The 16,375-nt window shown below is 38.6% G+C and carries 16 protein-coding genes; 5 read left to right on the forward strand and 11 right to left on the reverse strand.

Annotation, left to right across the window (positions count from 1 at the left end; all coding sequences use genetic code 11):
* Positions 1-6 precede the first annotated feature (6 nt).
* The 6 genes from CS931_RS11065 to CS931_RS11090 form a co-directional block, all read right to left on the reverse strand.
* The gene (locus CS931_RS11065; RefSeq protein ID WP_099205922.1) at positions 7-249 is read right to left on the reverse strand and encodes a (2Fe-2S) ferredoxin domain-containing protein; all 243 of its coding nucleotides are present in this window, start codon (positions 247-249) and stop codon (positions 7-9) included.
* 22 nt (positions 250-271) lie between these two features.
* Complete coding sequence (locus CS931_RS11070; RefSeq protein WP_099205924.1) at positions 272-910, reverse strand: redox-sensing transcriptional repressor Rex; 639 nt, start codon at positions 908-910, stop codon at positions 272-274.
* A 145-nt stretch (positions 911-1,055) separates the two neighbouring features.
* The gene (locus CS931_RS11075) at positions 1,056-2,231 is read right to left on the reverse strand and encodes an iron-containing alcohol dehydrogenase (RefSeq protein WP_099205926.1); all 1,176 of its coding nucleotides are present in this window, start codon (positions 2,229-2,231) and stop codon (positions 1,056-1,058) included.
* 148 nt (positions 2,232-2,379) lie between these two features.
* Positions 2,380-3,315: a LysR family transcriptional regulator gene (locus tag CS931_RS11080; protein WP_099205928.1), complete on the reverse strand. Its 936-nt coding sequence runs from the start codon at positions 3,313-3,315 to the stop codon at positions 2,380-2,382.
* Positions 3,316-3,984 (reverse strand): redox-sensing transcriptional repressor Rex, encoded by a 669-nt coding sequence (locus CS931_RS11085; protein ID WP_099205930.1) that lies wholly within the window; start codon positions 3,982-3,984, stop codon positions 3,316-3,318.
* Between the two features lie 166 nt (positions 3,985-4,150).
* The gene (locus tag CS931_RS11090; RefSeq protein ID WP_099205932.1) at positions 4,151-4,681 is read right to left on the reverse strand and encodes a ferritin family protein; all 531 of its coding nucleotides are present in this window, start codon (positions 4,679-4,681) and stop codon (positions 4,151-4,153) included.
* Between the two features lie 377 nt (positions 4,682-5,058).
* On the opposite strand from CS931_RS11090, the gene CS931_RS11095 reads away from it, so the two are divergent.
* The gene (locus CS931_RS11095) at positions 5,059-5,799 is read left to right on the forward strand and encodes an SDR family NAD(P)-dependent oxidoreductase (RefSeq protein ID WP_099205934.1); all 741 of its coding nucleotides are present in this window, start codon (positions 5,059-5,061) and stop codon (positions 5,797-5,799) included.
* 128 nt (positions 5,800-5,927) lie between these two features.
* Here CS931_RS11095 and CS931_RS11100 read toward each other — a convergent pair whose 3' ends face one another.
* From CS931_RS11100 to CS931_RS11115, 4 genes are all read right to left on the reverse strand, one after another.
* A complete protein-coding gene (locus tag CS931_RS11100; RefSeq protein ID WP_099205936.1) occupies positions 5,928-6,476 on the reverse strand; it encodes an NADPH-dependent FMN reductase in 549 nt (182 codons plus the stop codon).
* A gap of 137 nt (positions 6,477-6,613) precedes the next feature.
* Positions 6,614-7,456 (reverse strand): pirin family protein, encoded by an 843-nt coding sequence (locus CS931_RS11105; RefSeq protein ID WP_099205937.1) that lies wholly within the window; start codon positions 7,454-7,456, stop codon positions 6,614-6,616.
* Between the two features lie 214 nt (positions 7,457-7,670).
* Positions 7,671-8,519 (reverse strand): aminoglycoside 6-adenylyltransferase, encoded by an 849-nt coding sequence (locus CS931_RS11110; protein ID WP_099205939.1) that lies wholly within the window; start codon positions 8,517-8,519, stop codon positions 7,671-7,673.
* 208 nt (positions 8,520-8,727) lie between these two features.
* Complete coding sequence (locus tag CS931_RS11115) at positions 8,728-9,573, reverse strand: helix-turn-helix transcriptional regulator (RefSeq protein WP_099205941.1); 846 nt, start codon at positions 9,571-9,573, stop codon at positions 8,728-8,730.
* Positions 9,574-9,902: 329 nt separating this feature from the next.
* Here CS931_RS11115 and CS931_RS11120 point away from each other — a divergent pair, with 329 nt between their 5' ends.
* The 4 genes from CS931_RS11120 (at position 9,903) to CS931_RS11135 (ending at position 15,653) form a co-directional block, all read left to right on the forward strand.
* Positions 9,903-10,343 carry a MarR family winged helix-turn-helix transcriptional regulator gene (locus tag CS931_RS11120; protein WP_099205942.1) on the forward strand — a complete coding sequence of 147 codons (441 nt, stop codon included), beginning with the start codon at positions 9,903-9,905 and terminating at the stop codon, positions 10,341-10,343.
* Between the two features lie 16 nt (positions 10,344-10,359).
* On the forward strand, positions 10,360-12,111 hold the full coding sequence (locus tag CS931_RS11125) for an ABC transporter ATP-binding protein (RefSeq protein ID WP_099205944.1): 1,752 nt from the start codon (positions 10,360-10,362) through the stop codon (positions 12,109-12,111).
* A 1-nt stretch (position 12,112) separates the two neighbouring features.
* On the forward strand, positions 12,113-14,026 hold the full coding sequence (locus CS931_RS11130) for an ABC transporter ATP-binding protein (protein WP_242964984.1): 1,914 nt from the start codon (positions 12,113-12,115) through the stop codon (positions 14,024-14,026).
* Positions 14,027-14,279: 253 nt separating this feature from the next.
* Positions 14,280-15,653 (forward strand): alpha-L-fucosidase, encoded by a 1,374-nt coding sequence (locus CS931_RS11135; RefSeq protein WP_159459819.1) that lies wholly within the window; start codon positions 14,280-14,282, stop codon positions 15,651-15,653.
* Positions 15,654-15,804: 151 nt separating this feature from the next.
* Here CS931_RS11135 and CS931_RS11140 read toward each other — a convergent pair whose 3' ends face one another.
* Positions 15,805-16,275, reverse strand: coding sequence for a pyridoxamine 5'-phosphate oxidase family protein (locus tag CS931_RS11140; protein ID WP_099205949.1), 471 nt, complete (start codon positions 16,273-16,275; stop codon positions 15,805-15,807).
* Positions 16,276-16,375: the final 100 nt, after the last annotated feature.

A 16,375-nucleotide genomic window follows, 5' to 3' on the forward strand; every position in this document is an offset into this window, starting at 1 on the left:
TTTTCTTTACAGGAAATTTTTCTGAATTTCACTTTCAAAAAAATCTTGTGTGTTATCCGGTCTAAGCGAAAACAGATTTTCTCCCACTGTAACACAAACGCCTTCTGTGCATCTTCCCATACAAAAAGCACCGCAAAGCTCCACTTGATTTTGAAGATTGTTCTCCTCCAATAATCTTTGCAGTTCTTTGATGACTGATTTAGAGCCTTTCAAATAGCAGGAGCTGCCAATACAAACTGTAATTTTCACAGGTATCCTCCGCTTTCTTTGCTTACCAGCTTACTTTTTCTGAAAGATATTTCGTTAGAACGGCCAGTGAGCTTCCTATATTTTCGTTTTGCACAAGTACACCATCCGGCACACACAAATTCAACTGAGCAAAATTCCAAATGGCAATAATTCCACTTTCAATCATTTGCTCACAGACCTGCTGTGCTTCTTCTTCAGGTACTGCTATAATACCAAGCTTAATATTTAACCGATTGCATAAGCTTTTGAGCTTTTCTGCAGACAGAATCTTCTTGCCGCCAACACTGGTACCGACAACGCGGCAGTCCACATCAAACCCTGCTACAATTTCGATATTATATTGACTGAAGCCCTGATATTCCATCAGAACTTTCCCCAGTTTACCCGTTCCTACCAACACAGCACAATCTGTATTGTTATATCCTAAATAATCTTCCAGTTCATACACCAAATCCCTGATAACATATCCCACTCTCGGCTTGCCGCCGCTGCTCACTGCCGCTAAATCTTTACGTACCTGTACATCATGAAATCCCAAAGCCTGTGCTATTTGTGTTGCTGATGTAGTAGCCGTTTTCTCTTGGGTTAAAGATTTAAGATAGTTTAGATAAACGGGCAGGCGCTTCAGCGTTTGTTTTGAAATGGGCCTTACGTTATCCAAAATTCATTCTCCTTTGTTTAGCGTATATCGATTCTCCATTTTAAAGTCCTCAAGTCATTTTTATCTAAAAAAATGGTTGCTGCTCTACTAAAGTAACAACCATTTTTTCATGATTTAATTTTCTCAAAATGCCTTTGCGCAAGAATTAGAAGTCGACTTCTTCATCAAAATAGCAGCATTTAAGAAGTTTTTCCATCTCAGCTGGTGTAATGGTTCTTGGGTTTGAACCTGTGCAAGCATCGCCAACAGCCAGTTCTGCAACCTGAGGCAGTTTCTCCAAGAATTCTTTTTCGTCGATGATTCCGCCTTCATAGTCCTTAATGCAGGTTGGGATATCGAGTTCTTTGTTCATCTTCTGAATGTGCTGAATCAAAGCATCAACAGAAGCTTCAAGACCTAGTGACACAGCAATTTCTTCATAGCGTTTTGCTGCGGCAGGTTCTTTTGCATTAAATTTGATAACCTTGGGCAGATACATAGCGTTTGCACAGCCATGTACGATATGTCCGCCGGAATAAGCCGCACCGGTTTTATGAGCCATGGAGTGAACAATACCCAACAATGCGTTAGAGAAAGCCATGCCAGCAAGGCACTGTGCATTGTGCATTTTAGCACGAGCTTCCATGTCGCCATTGTAAGAAGCAATCAAGTTTTCGCTAACCATTTTAATCGCATGCAAAGCAAGCGGGTCAGTATAATCAGAGTTCAAGGTAGAAACATAAGCTTCAATAGCATGAGTCATTGCATCCATACCCGTATGAGCTGTGAGTTTCTTAGGCATGGTTTCTGCCAAATCAGGGTCAACAATAGCAACATCAGGTGTGATATTGAAGTCAGCCAATGGGTACTTAATGCCTTTTTGATAATCAGTAATAACTGAGAAAGCGGTTACTTCTGTTGCTGTTCCTGAAGTAGATGGAATGGCACAGAATTTAGCTTTTGTGCGCAAAGTTGGGAAGTTAAACGGAATGCAAAGAGAATCAAAAGTAACATCAGGATATTCATAGAAAGCCCACATTGCTTTTGCAGCATCAATGGGAGAACCGCCGCCAACAGATACAATCCAGTCAGGTTGGAACGCTGTCATGGCAGCGGCACCCTTCATAACTGTTTCTACTGATGGGTCTGGCTCAACGTTTTCAAAAAGCTCTACTTCCATACCAGCTTCTTTTAAGTTGTTCACAATTTTATCTAGGAAACCAAAGCGTTTCATGCTGCCGCCGCCAACCACAACGATAGCACGCTTGCCTGTCAATCCTTTTAATGCGTCAATTGAACCTTTTCCGTGATATAAATCTCTCGGTAATGTAAATCTTGCCATAACTATATTGCCTCCTATTCACATACGTAACTCTAGTGGTTGTTTATATTTTATCAATCTTTTCTTTAAAAATGAAATACGATATCTGCATATCGATATATATATATCGATATGCAGATATCGTATTCTTAGATTATCACTATCATTATTACTCTTGCATTTTTGCCACTTCATCTTTTGTTTGATAAAGTTTATCAATAAATTTGCGGTCTAAATCTGTAAATTGATATCCCTTTGCATAAACCAGTATATCTCGATATTGGTTGCCCTGTACACTGCACGGACGTTGAATCAATCTATAGCGCATCAAATAGTCTTTGGGAATTGGCGAAACCCACATATACGTGTCAGGAATAGCGGAGAGCAATTCAAACTGATTGCAGCGTTCATAGAGATAAATCTTTTTCTTGCCAGCGCCAGAATGTTGCGGCAAACTTTCTCCATTGGCTGATAGATAGGGAATCACATTGTCTCCATGAATGATTTCTGTTAATTTATCTAAGTACGGATGCTCTACCTGCGGTTCTTTTGCCAACAAACTATCTTTAGACATCAGCACAAGATATTCAAATTCCCAAATTGATTCATGGCAAAGCTGCTTGTCCTTTAAAAAATCCAAAAAATATCGTTCATACGCTGTTTGATAGCGAATAACGCCCAGATCAAAACGTCCCGTAGCTACATTGTCAATGGTAGTCATCGCATTTGTTTCTTGCAAGTTAAGGTTAATCTCTTCTTCGCGGTTCAATTCTTCAACAAAATGAATAAATGCATGGGAGATATAACTGCCTCGGGGAATTGAAATATTGAAAGACTGACTGCCCGCCTCTTTCGGTTTTGACAATGAATCAATCTTGTCAAGCTGGGACGCAATGTTTCTCGCATAGTCTAAGAACTCGTTCCCTTTGGGTGTGGGGATAACCCCTTTGGAGGTTCTCTTAAAAATGGCAAAACCCAGTGATTCTTCTATTTCTTTAATTGCTTTGCTCAAGTTAGGTTGTGCCATGAAAAGATTTTCTGCCGCCTGTGTAATCGAACGTGTGCGTTCTACTTCGATAACATATTTAAAAAAAATCGTATTCATTTATTCCTCCCGGGCATCATGCTCCATTTGCTCTTGCAAGTGTTTTGACAGAAGAGCCAGCGATGCAGCCATATTTTCATTCTGCACCAAAATGTGAGAATCAACCATTAAATGTACGGGGGCAAAGTTCCAAATGGCCTTCACTCCGCCTGCAATCAGCTGGTCACACACAATTTGTGCTTGATCCTCGGGAACTGTGATAATCCCAATAGACACTTTCATTCGGCTACACAAATCTGCTATTTTTTCTTGCGAAACTATCTTTTTGCCATTGATTGTTTTGCCGATGTTATTTTTGTTGCGATCAAAGGCCATCACGATTTGCAAACCATATTCTTCAAATTGCCGATAAGAAAGCAACGCTTTTCCCAATAAACCTGTACCAACCAAAACGGCTTGGTCAACATTATGATAGCCTAAAATACGCTCCATACTGCCTATTAAATCTTGAATGGGAAAGCCCGATTTTGGCTTTCCTTTTACAGAACTAACGGCAGCAAAATCTTTGCGCACTTGAATCTCTGTATATTGAAAATGCGCTGCAATCATGGGCGCTGACACATTTTTTACACCATCATCTGATAGTGTTCGCAAATATTGCAAATAATAAGGCAATCTTTTAATTGCCTGCGTAGACAATCCCGAAAGAAATTCCTTTTCAGCACCCATTTTACACCTCATTTATCTTTTTACATATGTCTTATTTACAAATCAACTTTTATTTTCTAGTCTAGTAAAATCTAAGTACATATATTTGTTTAGTATAGCAAAATAACGAATAAACTTCAACATAATCATTGCACTTAAATTTCTCTGCCATTACAATTTAGAAAAATTATGTTGAGGGAGAAGCTTTTTTGAATTCGGCTATCAATGATTCGAGGTAAGCGAGGTGCAGCTCCTCGTCCATAATAATCCGCTTGAATAAATCTTGCATACTTTTATTGGTAACTGTTTGAATCATTACTTTATAGTGAGCAATTGCGGCTCTCTCCTCCTGTGCATCCGATTCAAAAATAGGAATCAGGCGGTTTCGCTTATGTACAAAGCCTCCACTCCAATAACAATTTGTTGTTTGAGAAAACAGGTTTGGTGGCGAGCCTAACTCAAAAATAAGATTTCCCAATAGTTTTTGATGAGTTCTCTCTGTAGAAGCAAGAATTTGGTAGGCCTCCTCAATTTCAGGGAACGCTTGCAAATAAAATCTGTGTACTAAATATTGATTGGACGAAGTGCTCTCTGAACCTTTTCCGGCATAGGCATCTGATAACATCGCCACATACTGACAATCACTTTTTGTCAGCGTCACTGACGGATATGGTAAATCGATCTTCAGTTTAGTCCACAAATTTGAGTAGTCATTCATGTGCAATCCTCCAAACTATTATTTTATTGTTTATTTTTAAAGATATGCACGGTGGTTCACTTTTATCGCACAGCTCTGTATAAAGTATTTTTGTTGTTTTTATTTTTTATAAGCCTGTCTCACTGGCTCTATAGTCATCAAAGAAATTTTAAAATTCCTATTAATCCATTGTAACAACGGAGATAAAAACACCATATTTGTCTATCTGTTTTTTTGAAAATGACAAGGAGGTTACCCTATTTTATTTTCTTAAAAATGGGACAATTTAAAAAAAGTGTCTGATTGACACGATTATACCGATATGCTATTATCTATATAGCTATCTAAATCAGCAAAGAGTATTGTCTCTGCTTACAACATTTTGGGAGGAATTTATTATGGCAAAAACAGCAATTATCACCGGCGGATCACGTGGCATCGGACGTGGCATGGCACTAAAACTAGGCGAAATGGGCTATAATGTCGTTATCAACTATAGAAGCGACAGTTCTAAAGCACTATCTGATGATTTGGCTAAAGAAATTACAGAAAAATATGGTGCAGAAACATTGGTTGTTCGCGCTGATGTGGGCAAATATGAAGATTGTGAAACTCTTGTTAAAGCAGCTGTAGAAAAATTTGGCGGTAAAATTGATGTTTTGATTAACAACGCTGGTATCACCAATAACTCTAACTTCATCGACATTACAAGAGAGCAATATGAAAATGTCATTAACGTAAACTTAATCAGCCTTCTGCATATGTGCCACTTGGCTCTACCTCATATGCTAGATAATGAAGCTAATATTATCAATATTTCTTCTGTCGGCGGACTTGTCGGTGTTACTAATCAAGCTGACTATTGCGCTACAAAAAGCGGCGTAATCGGTCTTAGCCGTGCTTTAGCTGTAGAATTCTCTTCTCGTAAAGTAAGAGTCAACGTTATTGCTCCAGGCATGATTATGACAGACATGCTCCGCGGCGTAAACCAAGACGAACTAAACGCTTTGGCTTCTACCATTCCTTTGGGGAAAATTGGAGATGTTGAAGATATTGCAGGCGCTATGGAATATATCTTGAAAGCTTCTTATGTAACTGGACAAGTTCTTTCTCCTAACGGCGGCTTTGTTATGCAATAACATTTTCTTGGTTATTTGTACTCTATAAAACAAGAAACTTCGCTTGATAAGCATAGTAATAAAAATAAAACAGCAGAACAACTTCTTAAAAAGGAAGTCGTTCTGCTGTTTTTAATTTCTTAAAAGCCTTAGTCTGTGAAAGCTAAAAATGCTTTTACCTGATCTTCTAAAAACTTTGCGCTATTGGGGGACAATTGAACTTTTCCATTCTGATCCAATTGTTCACCGATATTGCCAACCGTAACGCGGGGAGAATTCATTAGTCTCATGTTGAAAAAGAAAAGAAGAGGAATTAAATATTCTTGCGCTGTTGCTGTGCCGGGCATGCCATATGCTGCACCACTCATTGCAGCCGCTTTGCCAAACAGCACTTGGGGCTCTTCTTGGCTAACAGGGCGAGAAAGCCAGTCCAACAAATTCTTTAACACACCCGGATAAGAGTGATTGTACTCCGGTGTAAAGAACCATACGCCATCTGCTGCCTTAATTTTCTCTCTAACGCGGCTAACTTCTTTTGGTGCGGGAAATTCAATATCTTCATTGAACAAAGGAACATCGCTATACTCTAAAACTTCAAGCTCTGCCTCACCCTTCATCATTTCTTTCACCTTTAAAGCCAACTGCTTATTAAAAGAATTCTCTCTAAAAGAACCTACAACTGCTACTATTTTTTTCATTTTACATAACTCCTTTATATATGATTGTATAAATCTGTTTAAACGTGAACTTCATGATTTCATTGAAAATGCGCCTTAAACCGGCAATTCATTTTCCCATTACTTTCATTACATAAGAACTATTCCATCAGAATTTGTTAGATAGGGCGATGTTTGATAAACGTGCCTTGATTTAATTCAAGAAAGGCTTTTCGGAGCTCGTCATTCGTATTCATAACAATGGGTCCTCCCCATGCAATCGACTCGTGCAGCGGTTCTGCTGAAAAGAAAATAACTCTTACCTCTGCATCGGGTTTAGATGCTATGGTAATAAAATCGCCTTCACCAAACAAAACAGCTGTTTTACAAGCAATATCTTGTCCATCAATGACAGCATCACCTTCTATTAAGAAGACAAAGACATTTTCATTTGGCTTTGTAGGAATATCGATTTGTCCACCAGCCAAAATTGAAATGTCATAGATATTAGCCGGAATATGCCGAGGTTTCACGCCAGTCAGACCATCAAAATCCCCTGACAAAATCCGTACTTTTGCCTTTTCTTTTTCTGCCACAGGCATCATTTTTTGTGTGATTTCAAGATAGGCCGGCTCTGCCATTTTATCTTTTTTAGGCATGTTGAGCCATAGCTGGAAACCTAGCATTCTATCCGCTGCTTGAGGCATTTCTTGATGCATAATACCGCTTCCGGCGGTCATCCATTGGCTCTCACCAGAATGAATGGTTCCTTTATTACCAAGGCTGTCTTTGTGTTCAATTTCTCCTTGAATCAAATACGTCACGGTTTCCATCCCTCTATGAGGATGAGTAGGAAAACCTGCCAGATAATCATGAGGATCAGTCGAATCAAATGTATCTAGCATTAAAAACGGATCAAACTCTTTCATGGTAGCATCGTTTAGCACACGAACCATGCTTACTCCTGCACCATCAACTGCTCTATATCCTTGAATTTTTTTCTTTATACTACGCTTTTTCATCTATACTTCCCCATATTGGTCTTTTTACTTATTTCTGATTTATATTATTATACCAAGGAAAAAGTCAATTGTCCAATTTATTTTATTGTTTTTATCTAAAAACAATAAGGATAATTTATTTTATTTTTTAGTTATTTTGCTTTCCAAAATATAAACACAAATTGGTTTGCCCTTAATAGAAGCAAACCAATCTTATGTATGACTGTTTGTAATTTTATACTTCCCAATTTTCACAGGCTAATCGCTTATAAAAATATTCTCGAATTTGAGTCGCTGCATGCTCTGGATACATCAAACCTTTTTGCTGACAAATCAATTTAGCATCCTCTTCAAAAAGTAACATTGATTTTTTTACAGCTATTTCTATCTCTGCCAAAATGGGAGAAGTTCGGTAAACTAAAAGATGTTCTTGTTTTTCCTTTGGCACACAATGTTTAATTTTACTTTCCCACGAACCCCAGTCAAGTGTATCATAACCGCTTAACAGCAAATCTACGTGTGACTGAAAAATAATATCTACATTTTTAATCAGCTTAAAAATGTCATTGCGCTTGAAATATTTAATCAGCATTTCTGTATGAAACCAAAACGTGTCGATAGCGCGCATAGTGTCAGGTATTGTATTATCGGTTCGATATCCTTGGCTAAGAAAGGCTTCTACTTCACCACTGCAATCAAAAATAATGTGATCTTTTGTACAGCCTTTACAGTGTTGGCGGCACATCCACGCATCGGGTGCATCTTGATTGATGATAAAAAAATCTAACTGGTGTAAATTTTCACCCACCCGAATAACCGTGCAATAATTTTTGAAATTCTCATCGTTAAAATCTTCGCCCCAAAAAATAAGCAGTTCATCTGCTGCTTTTACAAACATTTGAGGTACATCAGCTGCAAATGCCTCAAAATCTTTTCCTGACACTAAAAAAACTGGGTCATAGTCAGAATAGATGTCTTGTTGCGCACGACTGATAGAACCATAATGCCACCCACCCTTGCAGCGCTCGTCTTTTTTGAGAATGTCAACCAATCGTTCAAATGCTCTATCTAAATCTTTATGCAAATTACCCGCCGCCCTTCTTGATTTCTCACACGTATCACTCAACCTATTAAAGTTATTTGAACCCGTTATCTGCTATGAAAATGAACAGTATCGCTTGCAGCAGGGGGGGTGTTCCACACTGACAGTTCATTTTCCAATGCTTTAACTTGCTGAAGCTATTTTAACACGTGAAAAATCGAAAATATAGCGAATTGCTAACTCCTTATTGTCAATTTGTATCTTTTTTGAGCGCACGATATTTGGCAGGAGTGGTCTCATATGTTCTTCGAAAAGCTTCAATAAAAGATTTTACATTGGCAAAACCATTGTTAAGTGCAATTTCTGTAATAGAATCTTCGGTGCCCATTAATTCTGCATAGGCATGATAAAGGCGAATACGGGTTAAGTAGCCATAAAAACTATCCCCTGTAGTTTTCCGGATAAACCGCGAAAAATAAGTAGGTGCCATGCCCACCTCATCGGCTACGCTTTGCAAGGTCAAATTTTGTGTATAGTGTTCTTCTAAATAGCGAATAATTTTTTTTGCATATTCCGTTTTCTTTTGGTCACTGTTTTTGTTTTTATTCGATTCATCTTTGATTTGGCGACACTCTTTCAGTAAAATATAGCAAATTTGATGCAAGATTACCGAAAGCTTGAGCTGATAAAGCTCTTCTTTTTTGCGGCGAATTTCAATACATTCAGCGATTAACGCCGCCACTTCTTTCTTAATTTCTGCTTTGCCTTCAAAACTAAATCGATATGAGTCTGCATCGGGACAATATTGCTTCACTAAATCATAAGAAAGCAAGAGGGAAAAAGCACGCATTTTTTCCTCTCCCTGGCGGTCGGTTTCATGCAGTTCACCGCTGTTGGCAAAGAAAAAATCCCCGGGATATACCAGTACCTCTTCTCCGTTTATCTTCCCTTTTAACACCCCATCTGTTACTAAATCAAACTCTATATATTCATGCCAATGCAAAGGATAGTGGTATCTCATATGTGCTTTTTCTTCTGCATGAATGCGTGCTGGTATACCAAAATCCGGCTGTACTCTTTCATAATAACTGCCCATAACAGTTTCCACTCCTATTGCCCAAATCTCTTGTTCATGCCTTATCTGTCAAACTATCATTGTAGTTTATATTTTACCAAGCTATTACCCCCAGTATAATCAATTCTACAGATAAAAACAATTAGGTGCAAGATTTTAGAATAAAAATATTGCTTCATATTACAAACAGACAAGGGGTTGCTCCTATTATTCCGTCACATTAACCAAAAATTCCATTTAATTTTTTTCGAAAATACAGTCAATAAAGAAATTGACGAGTCAAAATATAGTTGCTATAATAGTTCTATGTCCAACAATTCGATATACAACAATACGGAAGGAAATGGGGTATGACAACAAAAAAAGTAGGACGCGAGCTACGCTCTTTAAACAACTTGATTCGACGCTATTTTGAATTTTCTTCTCATAAGAATGAGGTTGACACAGTAACAGGAAATAACGGTTGGATTATTAGCTATCTCGCTGATAATTCTCAAAAGGATATTTTTCAAAGAGATATTGAAGATTATTTCACGATTACTCGTTCAACTGCTTCAAAAGTCCTTACCCTCATGGAACAAAAAGGGTTAATTGAGCGCCACTCTGTTGCGCAAGACGCTCGTCTTAAAAAAATAGTGCTTACTGACAAGGCATGGGAAATTTGTGGTCTTATGCGAGAAGACTCCCGTAAAATGGAAGAGCTTCTTTTAAAAGACTTTTCCGAAGATGACGTCAAAACACTTCTTTTCTTTTTAGACAAAATGAAAAATAATATTTCTAGTATGCAATAAATTGAGTGAGGTTTCTATGATTAAAAAACTTTTAGGAAGTGTGAGAGAGTATAAAAAGAGTACCATTCTCACACCTGTATATGTATTGTTAGAGTCGGTTCTTGAAATCATTATTCCCACATTAATGGCCTTTTTAATTGATAATGGAATCGCTAAAAAAGATATGTCTTATGTCTTGAAAATTGGGGTTTTGTTAGTGATTTTTGCTGGTCTTTCTCTGCTTTTTGGTGTTTTATCCGCACAAAGCAGTGCTGTGTCTGGCTGCGGATTTGCCAAAAATCTAAGGCAGGACATGTTCTATAATGTACAGAATTTTTCTTTCTCTAATATTGACAAATTTTCACCGTCAAGTATTATTACACGTTTGACCACCGACGTTTCAAACGTACAAAATGCTTTTCAGATGATTACGCGTTTAGCGGTACGTGCGCCGGCAATGATTATTTTTGCGCTAATCTTTTCCTTTCGGATTGATGCAAAACTATCTCTTATCTTTCTGGGAGTTATCCCTATTTTAGGAGTAAGTCTTTATCTTATCATCACAAAGGTTCATCCCCTTTTTGTCCGTGTATTTCGCAAATATGATACCCTAAACAATATTGTCCAAGAAAATCTACACGGTATTCGTGTTGTAAAATCCTACACACGTGAAGACTTTGAAGAAAACAAATTTGAAGAAATTTCTACCTCCATTTTTAACGATTTTACAAAAGCAGGCAAAATAAATTCACTGAATATGCCTATCATGCAGTTTTGTCTCTATGCCAGTATGCTCTTGCTTTCGTGGTTTGGTGCCAAAGAAATCTTATTCAGTGGGAACAATGCAGCCATCGGTCTTTCTACTGGTGAGCTCGCTACTTTAATTACTTATGCGATGCAAATCTTGATGAGCTTAATGATGCTTTCTATGGTTTTTGTTATGATTATCATTGCTCGTGCTTCCGCAGAAAGAATTGTAGAAGTTTTGGATGAAGAAAGCGACTTGCAAAATGGAGAAAATCCCATTTTCTCCCTGACAGACGGCTCTATTCACTTTGATCACGTTACTTTTTCTTATAACAGGCGAGCTGACAAGCCGGTGCTGAACGATATCGAGATTTCTATTGCTTCTGGCGAGACTGTCGGTATTATCGGCGGCACAGGTTCTTCTAAATCCAGTTTGGTTCAGCTGATTCCCCGACTTTATGATGTAGAACACGGAACCCTATCTGTTGGCGGCATTAACGTAAAACAATATGATTTAAAAACACTACGCGACAGTGTAGCCATGGTTTTGCAAAAAAACATCTTATTCTCTGGCACAATTAAAGAAAACCTGCGCTGGGGTAATGAGCATGCCACTGATGAAGAAATTATTCAAGTGTGCAAACTGGCTCAAGCGGCTGACTTTATTGAAGAATTTCCTGAGAAATATGATACTTATATTGAGCAGGGCGGTTCCAATGTTTCAGGTGGTCAACGGCAGCGCCTTTGTATTGCGCGCGCCCTGCTGAAGAACCCTAAAATCTTGATTTTAGATGACTCTACTAGCGCCGTCGACACGAAAACCGATACCTTAATTCGTCAGTCTTTCCGTGAATATATCCCTGAAGTAACTAAGATTATCATTGCACAGCGTGTTTCCTCCGTACAAGACGCTGACAAGATTATTGTCTTGGATGATGGTATTGTGAATGCTGTCGGCACACATGACGAACTTATGCAAAACAGCTCTATTTATCGTGAAGTTTATGAATCTCAGAACAACGGAGGTGTCCTCCATGGATAAGATGAAAAAAGGTAGTAAATCAGGAAGACCTCCTGTACAACATTTTAAACCCGGCACTCTCAAAAGACTTTTGTCTTATATGGCAAAATTTAGAGTACGCTTGATTTTGGTCATTATTTTTATTATTCTCAGTGCTGCCGCTGGTGCTGCCTCTGCTCTCTTTATGAGAGAATTAATTGATAGCTACATCTTGCCTTTGCTCTCCCAAACAAATCCAGATTTAAGCGATTTGGCAAATGCCATTTTCACCATTGGCTCCGTCTATTTAGTTGGACTTTTATCAAACTACGCCTATAATCGCATTATGGTTGACATTGAGCAAGGTACGCTAAAAAAAGTCAGAGACGATATGTTCCGACATATGCAAAGCTTGCCTATTAAATACTTTGATACCCACGCTCACGGAGATGTCATGAGTCATTATACCAATGACACAGATGCTCTTCGTCAGGCAATTTCACAAAGCTTCCCTCAGATGCTTTCTTCTATTGTTACGGTGGTATCTGCTTTTGTTTCTATGCTTTATCTCAGTGTCAATTTGACTTTATTTGTCGCCTTTTTTGCCTTTCTCCTTATGGTAGTTGTCAAATATATCGTTACTCACAGCAGCCGATTCTTTATTAAACAACAGGTCGATTTAGGTACGGTCAATGCTTTTGTAGAAGAAATTAGCCATGGACAAAAGGTCGTAAAAGTATTTTGCCATGAAGAAGAGGCAAAGAAAGACTTTGACGAGAAAAACGAAGCTCTCTGTCAAAGTGCTACCGCAGCCGGCAAATACGGAAATATCACTATGCCTGTCATTGGCAATCTAGGCTATTTGCTTTATGTTCTTTTGGCCATTGTGGGCGGTGCCGCCGGTATTGCAGAAATGCCAAACTTAAGCCTAGCTGGTATGAACACCTTAACAATTGGTACTATCATCTCCTTCTTAACCTTATCTCGCAGCTTTATCAATCCAATTGGACAAATTTCCATGCAGTTCAACATGGTCATTATGGCTCTGGCAGGAGCTTCTCGTATCTTTGAATTGATGGATGAAAAAAGCGAAGAAGATGAAGGCTATGTCACTCTTGTGAATGTGAAAGAAGAAAACGGCAAGCTGATTGAATGCGAAAAAAGAACTCACTTATGGGCATGGAAACATCCGCACAGTGACGGCAGTATTACCTATACTCCTCTACGCGGAGAAATTCGTTTCTATGATGTTGATTTTGGTTATAAAGAAGACAAACCTGTCCTGAAAAACATTACGCTTTATGCCCATCCAGGTGAAAAAGTAGCTTTTGTTGGTGCCACGGGCGCCGGAAAAACAACCATTACCAACCTAATCAATCGTTTCTATGATATTGCAGACGGTAAAATCCGCTATGACGATATCAATATCAATAAAATCCGTAAGAATGATTTGCGCCGTTCATTGGGAATTGTTTTACAAGATGTTAACCTCTTTACCGGAACTGTCCTCGATAACATTCGCTATGGTAAATTAGATGCAACTGATGAAGAATGTATTGCTGCTGCTAAGCTTGCCAATGCAGATGGGTTTATCCGCATGCTGCCTGATGGATATCAAACTGTGCTAGAAGGTGACGGAAGCGGACTTTCACAAGGGCAGCGTCAGCTTATCTCGATCGCCCGTGCAGCGGTTGCTGACCCACCCGTTATGATTTTGGATGAAGCTACTTCTTCTATCGATACCCGAACAGAGGCCATTGTGCAAAAAGGTATGGATGCTCTGATGAAAGGCCGCACCGTTTTTGTCATCGCTCACAGACTTTCTACTGTACAAAACTCAGATGTTATTATGGTTTTGGAGCATGGAAGAATTATTGAACGCGGCAGTCATGATCAGCTTGTTGCAGAAAAAGGGAAATACTATCAACTGTATACAGGCGCTTTTGAATTGGAATAACTCACTCTAAAATAGACTTCACACGATATATTCTTTAAAAACAAGCCTTATCCGAGAAAGGCCTAGTCTAACTCATCTAAAGGCTTGTTTTATTTTGCCTTTTTATATGGAAAAATGGAGTATAAATTCAAATTTTCATACTCTAACCCTAAAAATATAACTAAATTACTTTGACACTCGAAAAATAATGTGCCATAATGTCTTTGAATTCTTTATTTTAGAAAAGAATGGAATGTTATTTTGGGAGGAAAAAATGATATCATTTTTAAAAGAAGCGGCAAAAGTTAAGCCGAGCAAAAGACAGCTAGATTGGTTTGCCCTAAAATCTTATGCATTTATCCATTTTGGGCCAAACACCTTCACAAATCGTGAATGGGGCGACGGAACGGAATCGGAGGACATTTTTAATCCTACCGAATTGGATTGCGACCAATGGATCGAAGCGATTAAAAGCGCCGGCATGAAGGGCATGGTACTGACAGCAAAGCACCATGATGGATTCTGCCTTTGGCCTTCAAAGTATACAGAACACAGCGTCAAAAACTCGCCTTGCCAGATAGACGTTGTTAAGGCCGCTGCTGAAGCTTGTCGCAAAGGGGGCATTCAGTTTGGTTTTTATCTTTCACCGTGGGACAGAAATTCAAAGCTCTATGGAACACCGGAATATAATGACTATTTTTGTAATCAACTAACAGAACTGCTGACGGAATACGGTGATGTTTTTTATGTGTGGTTTGACAATGCTTGCGGAGAAGGTCCAAACGGCAAAAAACAAGAATATGATTTCCCCAGATATATTGAATTGATTCGAAAATATCAACCGAATGCCGTGATTTTCAATGACTTTGGCCCTGACGTGCGCTGGTGCGGCAATGAAGCAGGTATCTCAAGACATTCTGAATGGGCTGTCATTCCCCGTGAACTTTGCTTTTACAGTGACGTGCAAACAGGTGAAGGACCTCTTGCCAAACAGGGAGATTTATCATACCTTTATAATACCAATCAAAACTTAGGCACTATGGAAAATATTCTTTATTCAAAGGGATTGACATTTACTCCTGCTGAAATTAATATGTCTATTCGTCCGGGTTGGTTTTGGCACCCTGAAGAAGAACCCCACTCCTTAGAAAAACTTTTTCACACTTATCTGACTTCTGTAGGCGCAAACTCGTGTTTTCATTTGAATCTACCCCCTACAACGTCAGGTAAAATTGATGAGCGTGACGTCAGTCGTTTGCAAGAACTCGGCAAACTTCTTGAACAAGAATTCGGTAACGAAATTCCTTCCTCAATTGAAAAAGTTGATTCCCAATATCCGACACAGCCTAAGTATTCGATTGTGTTTGAAAATACGCGAGCTGATTTTAAATACATTGTTTTGGAAGAAGACATCTCACAAGGACAACGTGTTGAGAGCTTTCAAATTGAAGCTGAAACTGAAGATGGCAGCCGTTACCCCTTCTATCAAGGAACTACAATCGGAAACCGTCAAATTTGCAAGTTGCGCGATCCTTTTGAAGGACAAAATCCTCTCACAAAAAGCATAGAAAATGCTGCAAAAAAATTAATTGTTCATATAACCTCTGCAAGAGATGAAGTTGTCATGAAATCTATTAAAATTTATTGACACATACTTTTTTTTCGCTTTGATATGATTAATTAGAAAAAAAGGCCCCTTTAAAACTATATGTTTTAAAGGGGCCTTTTAATAAAAACAACTTGTTATCTTTCTCTGCGATGAAATTGAAATATTGGTTATATAATCCCACTTATGCAGTTCATGACTCGTTTACCAATTTTCCTGTCATATGATCAATCGATAGTTCTAAGATTTGCACATGTGCGCCTGCTTTACGGATTTCTTCCTCTACACTCTCCGCAGTAGGATAATGCTTCAGACCAATTTGGCGCAGAATTTCGGTTGCTTCCGGACCGACTTCTACTTTCTTTATGCGGCCAAAAATCACAACACTTTTTATGTTCAATGCCCACTCTCCGTCTTTACGAAAACCTTCATCCATCACACAAAACGAAACCTTGTCGTCAACCGCTAACGCATCTAACTTATGCCCCACCTTGGCACCGTGAAAATATATCTTTCCCTCTCGATAAATATGATTCATCGGAATAGCGTAGGGATAGCCGTCTTCTCCGTGCACAGCCAATACGCCTCTGGGTGCATTTGTCAAAACCTCTACACATTCCTGTTCTGATATTTGCTGTTTTATTCTCCTCATCTTTCGAAACATAGCAAGCCTCCATTCTTCATCTATTTAATAGTTATTTTACTGTTAAATGCAAAATAATTATTCTCTATCCTATCACGAAAAAGCAATAAAGTCATGTATG

It is taken from the genome of Scatolibacter rhodanostii, from assembly GCF_900197595.1.
In the GTDB taxonomy this organism is placed as follows: domain Bacteria; phylum Bacillota; class Clostridia; order Oscillospirales; family Acutalibacteraceae; genus Scatolibacter; species Scatolibacter rhodanostii.

Excerpts from the sequence above, each read along its gene's own strand:
- CS931_RS11075 (WP_099205926.1), bottom strand. The coding sequence starts at position 2,231 with ATGGCAAGATTTACATTACCGAGAGATTTATATCACGGAAAAGGTTCA.
- CS931_RS11080 (WP_099205928.1), bottom strand. The coding sequence starts at position 3,315 with ATGAATACGATTTTTTTTAAATATGTTATCGAAGTAGAACGCACACGT.
- CS931_RS11085 (WP_099205930.1), bottom strand. The coding sequence starts at position 3,984 with ATGGGTGCTGAAAAGGAATTTCTTTCGGGATTGTCTACGCAGGCAATT.
- CS931_RS11090 (WP_099205932.1), bottom strand. The coding sequence starts at position 4,681 with ATGAATGACTACTCAAATTTGTGGACTAAACTGAAGATCGATTTACCA.
- CS931_RS11095 (WP_099205934.1), top strand. The coding sequence starts at position 5,059 with ATGGCAAAAACAGCAATTATCACCGGCGGATCACGTGGCATCGGACGT.
- CS931_RS11100 (WP_099205936.1), bottom strand. The coding sequence starts at position 6,476 with ATGAAAAAAATAGTAGCAGTTGTAGGTTCTTTTAGAGAGAATTCTTTT.
- CS931_RS11105 (WP_099205937.1), bottom strand. The coding sequence starts at position 7,456 with ATGAAAAAGCGTAGTATAAAGAAAAAAATTCAAGGATATAGAGCAGTT.
- CS931_RS11115 (WP_099205941.1), bottom strand. The coding sequence starts at position 9,573 with ATGGGCAGTTATTATGAAAGAGTACAGCCGGATTTTGGTATACCAGCA.
- CS931_RS11120 (WP_099205942.1), top strand. The coding sequence starts at position 9,903 with ATGACAACAAAAAAAGTAGGACGCGAGCTACGCTCTTTAAACAACTTG.
- CS931_RS11125 (WP_099205944.1), top strand. The coding sequence starts at position 10,360 with ATGATTAAAAAACTTTTAGGAAGTGTGAGAGAGTATAAAAAGAGTACC.
- CS931_RS11130 (WP_242964984.1), top strand. The coding sequence starts at position 12,113 with ATGAAAAAAGGTAGTAAATCAGGAAGACCTCCTGTACAACATTTTAAA.
- CS931_RS11135 (WP_159459819.1), top strand. The coding sequence starts at position 14,280 with ATGATATCATTTTTAAAAGAAGCGGCAAAAGTTAAGCCGAGCAAAAGA.
- CS931_RS11140 (WP_099205949.1), bottom strand. The coding sequence starts at position 16,275 with ATGTTTCGAAAGATGAGGAGAATAAAACAGCAAATATCAGAACAGGAA.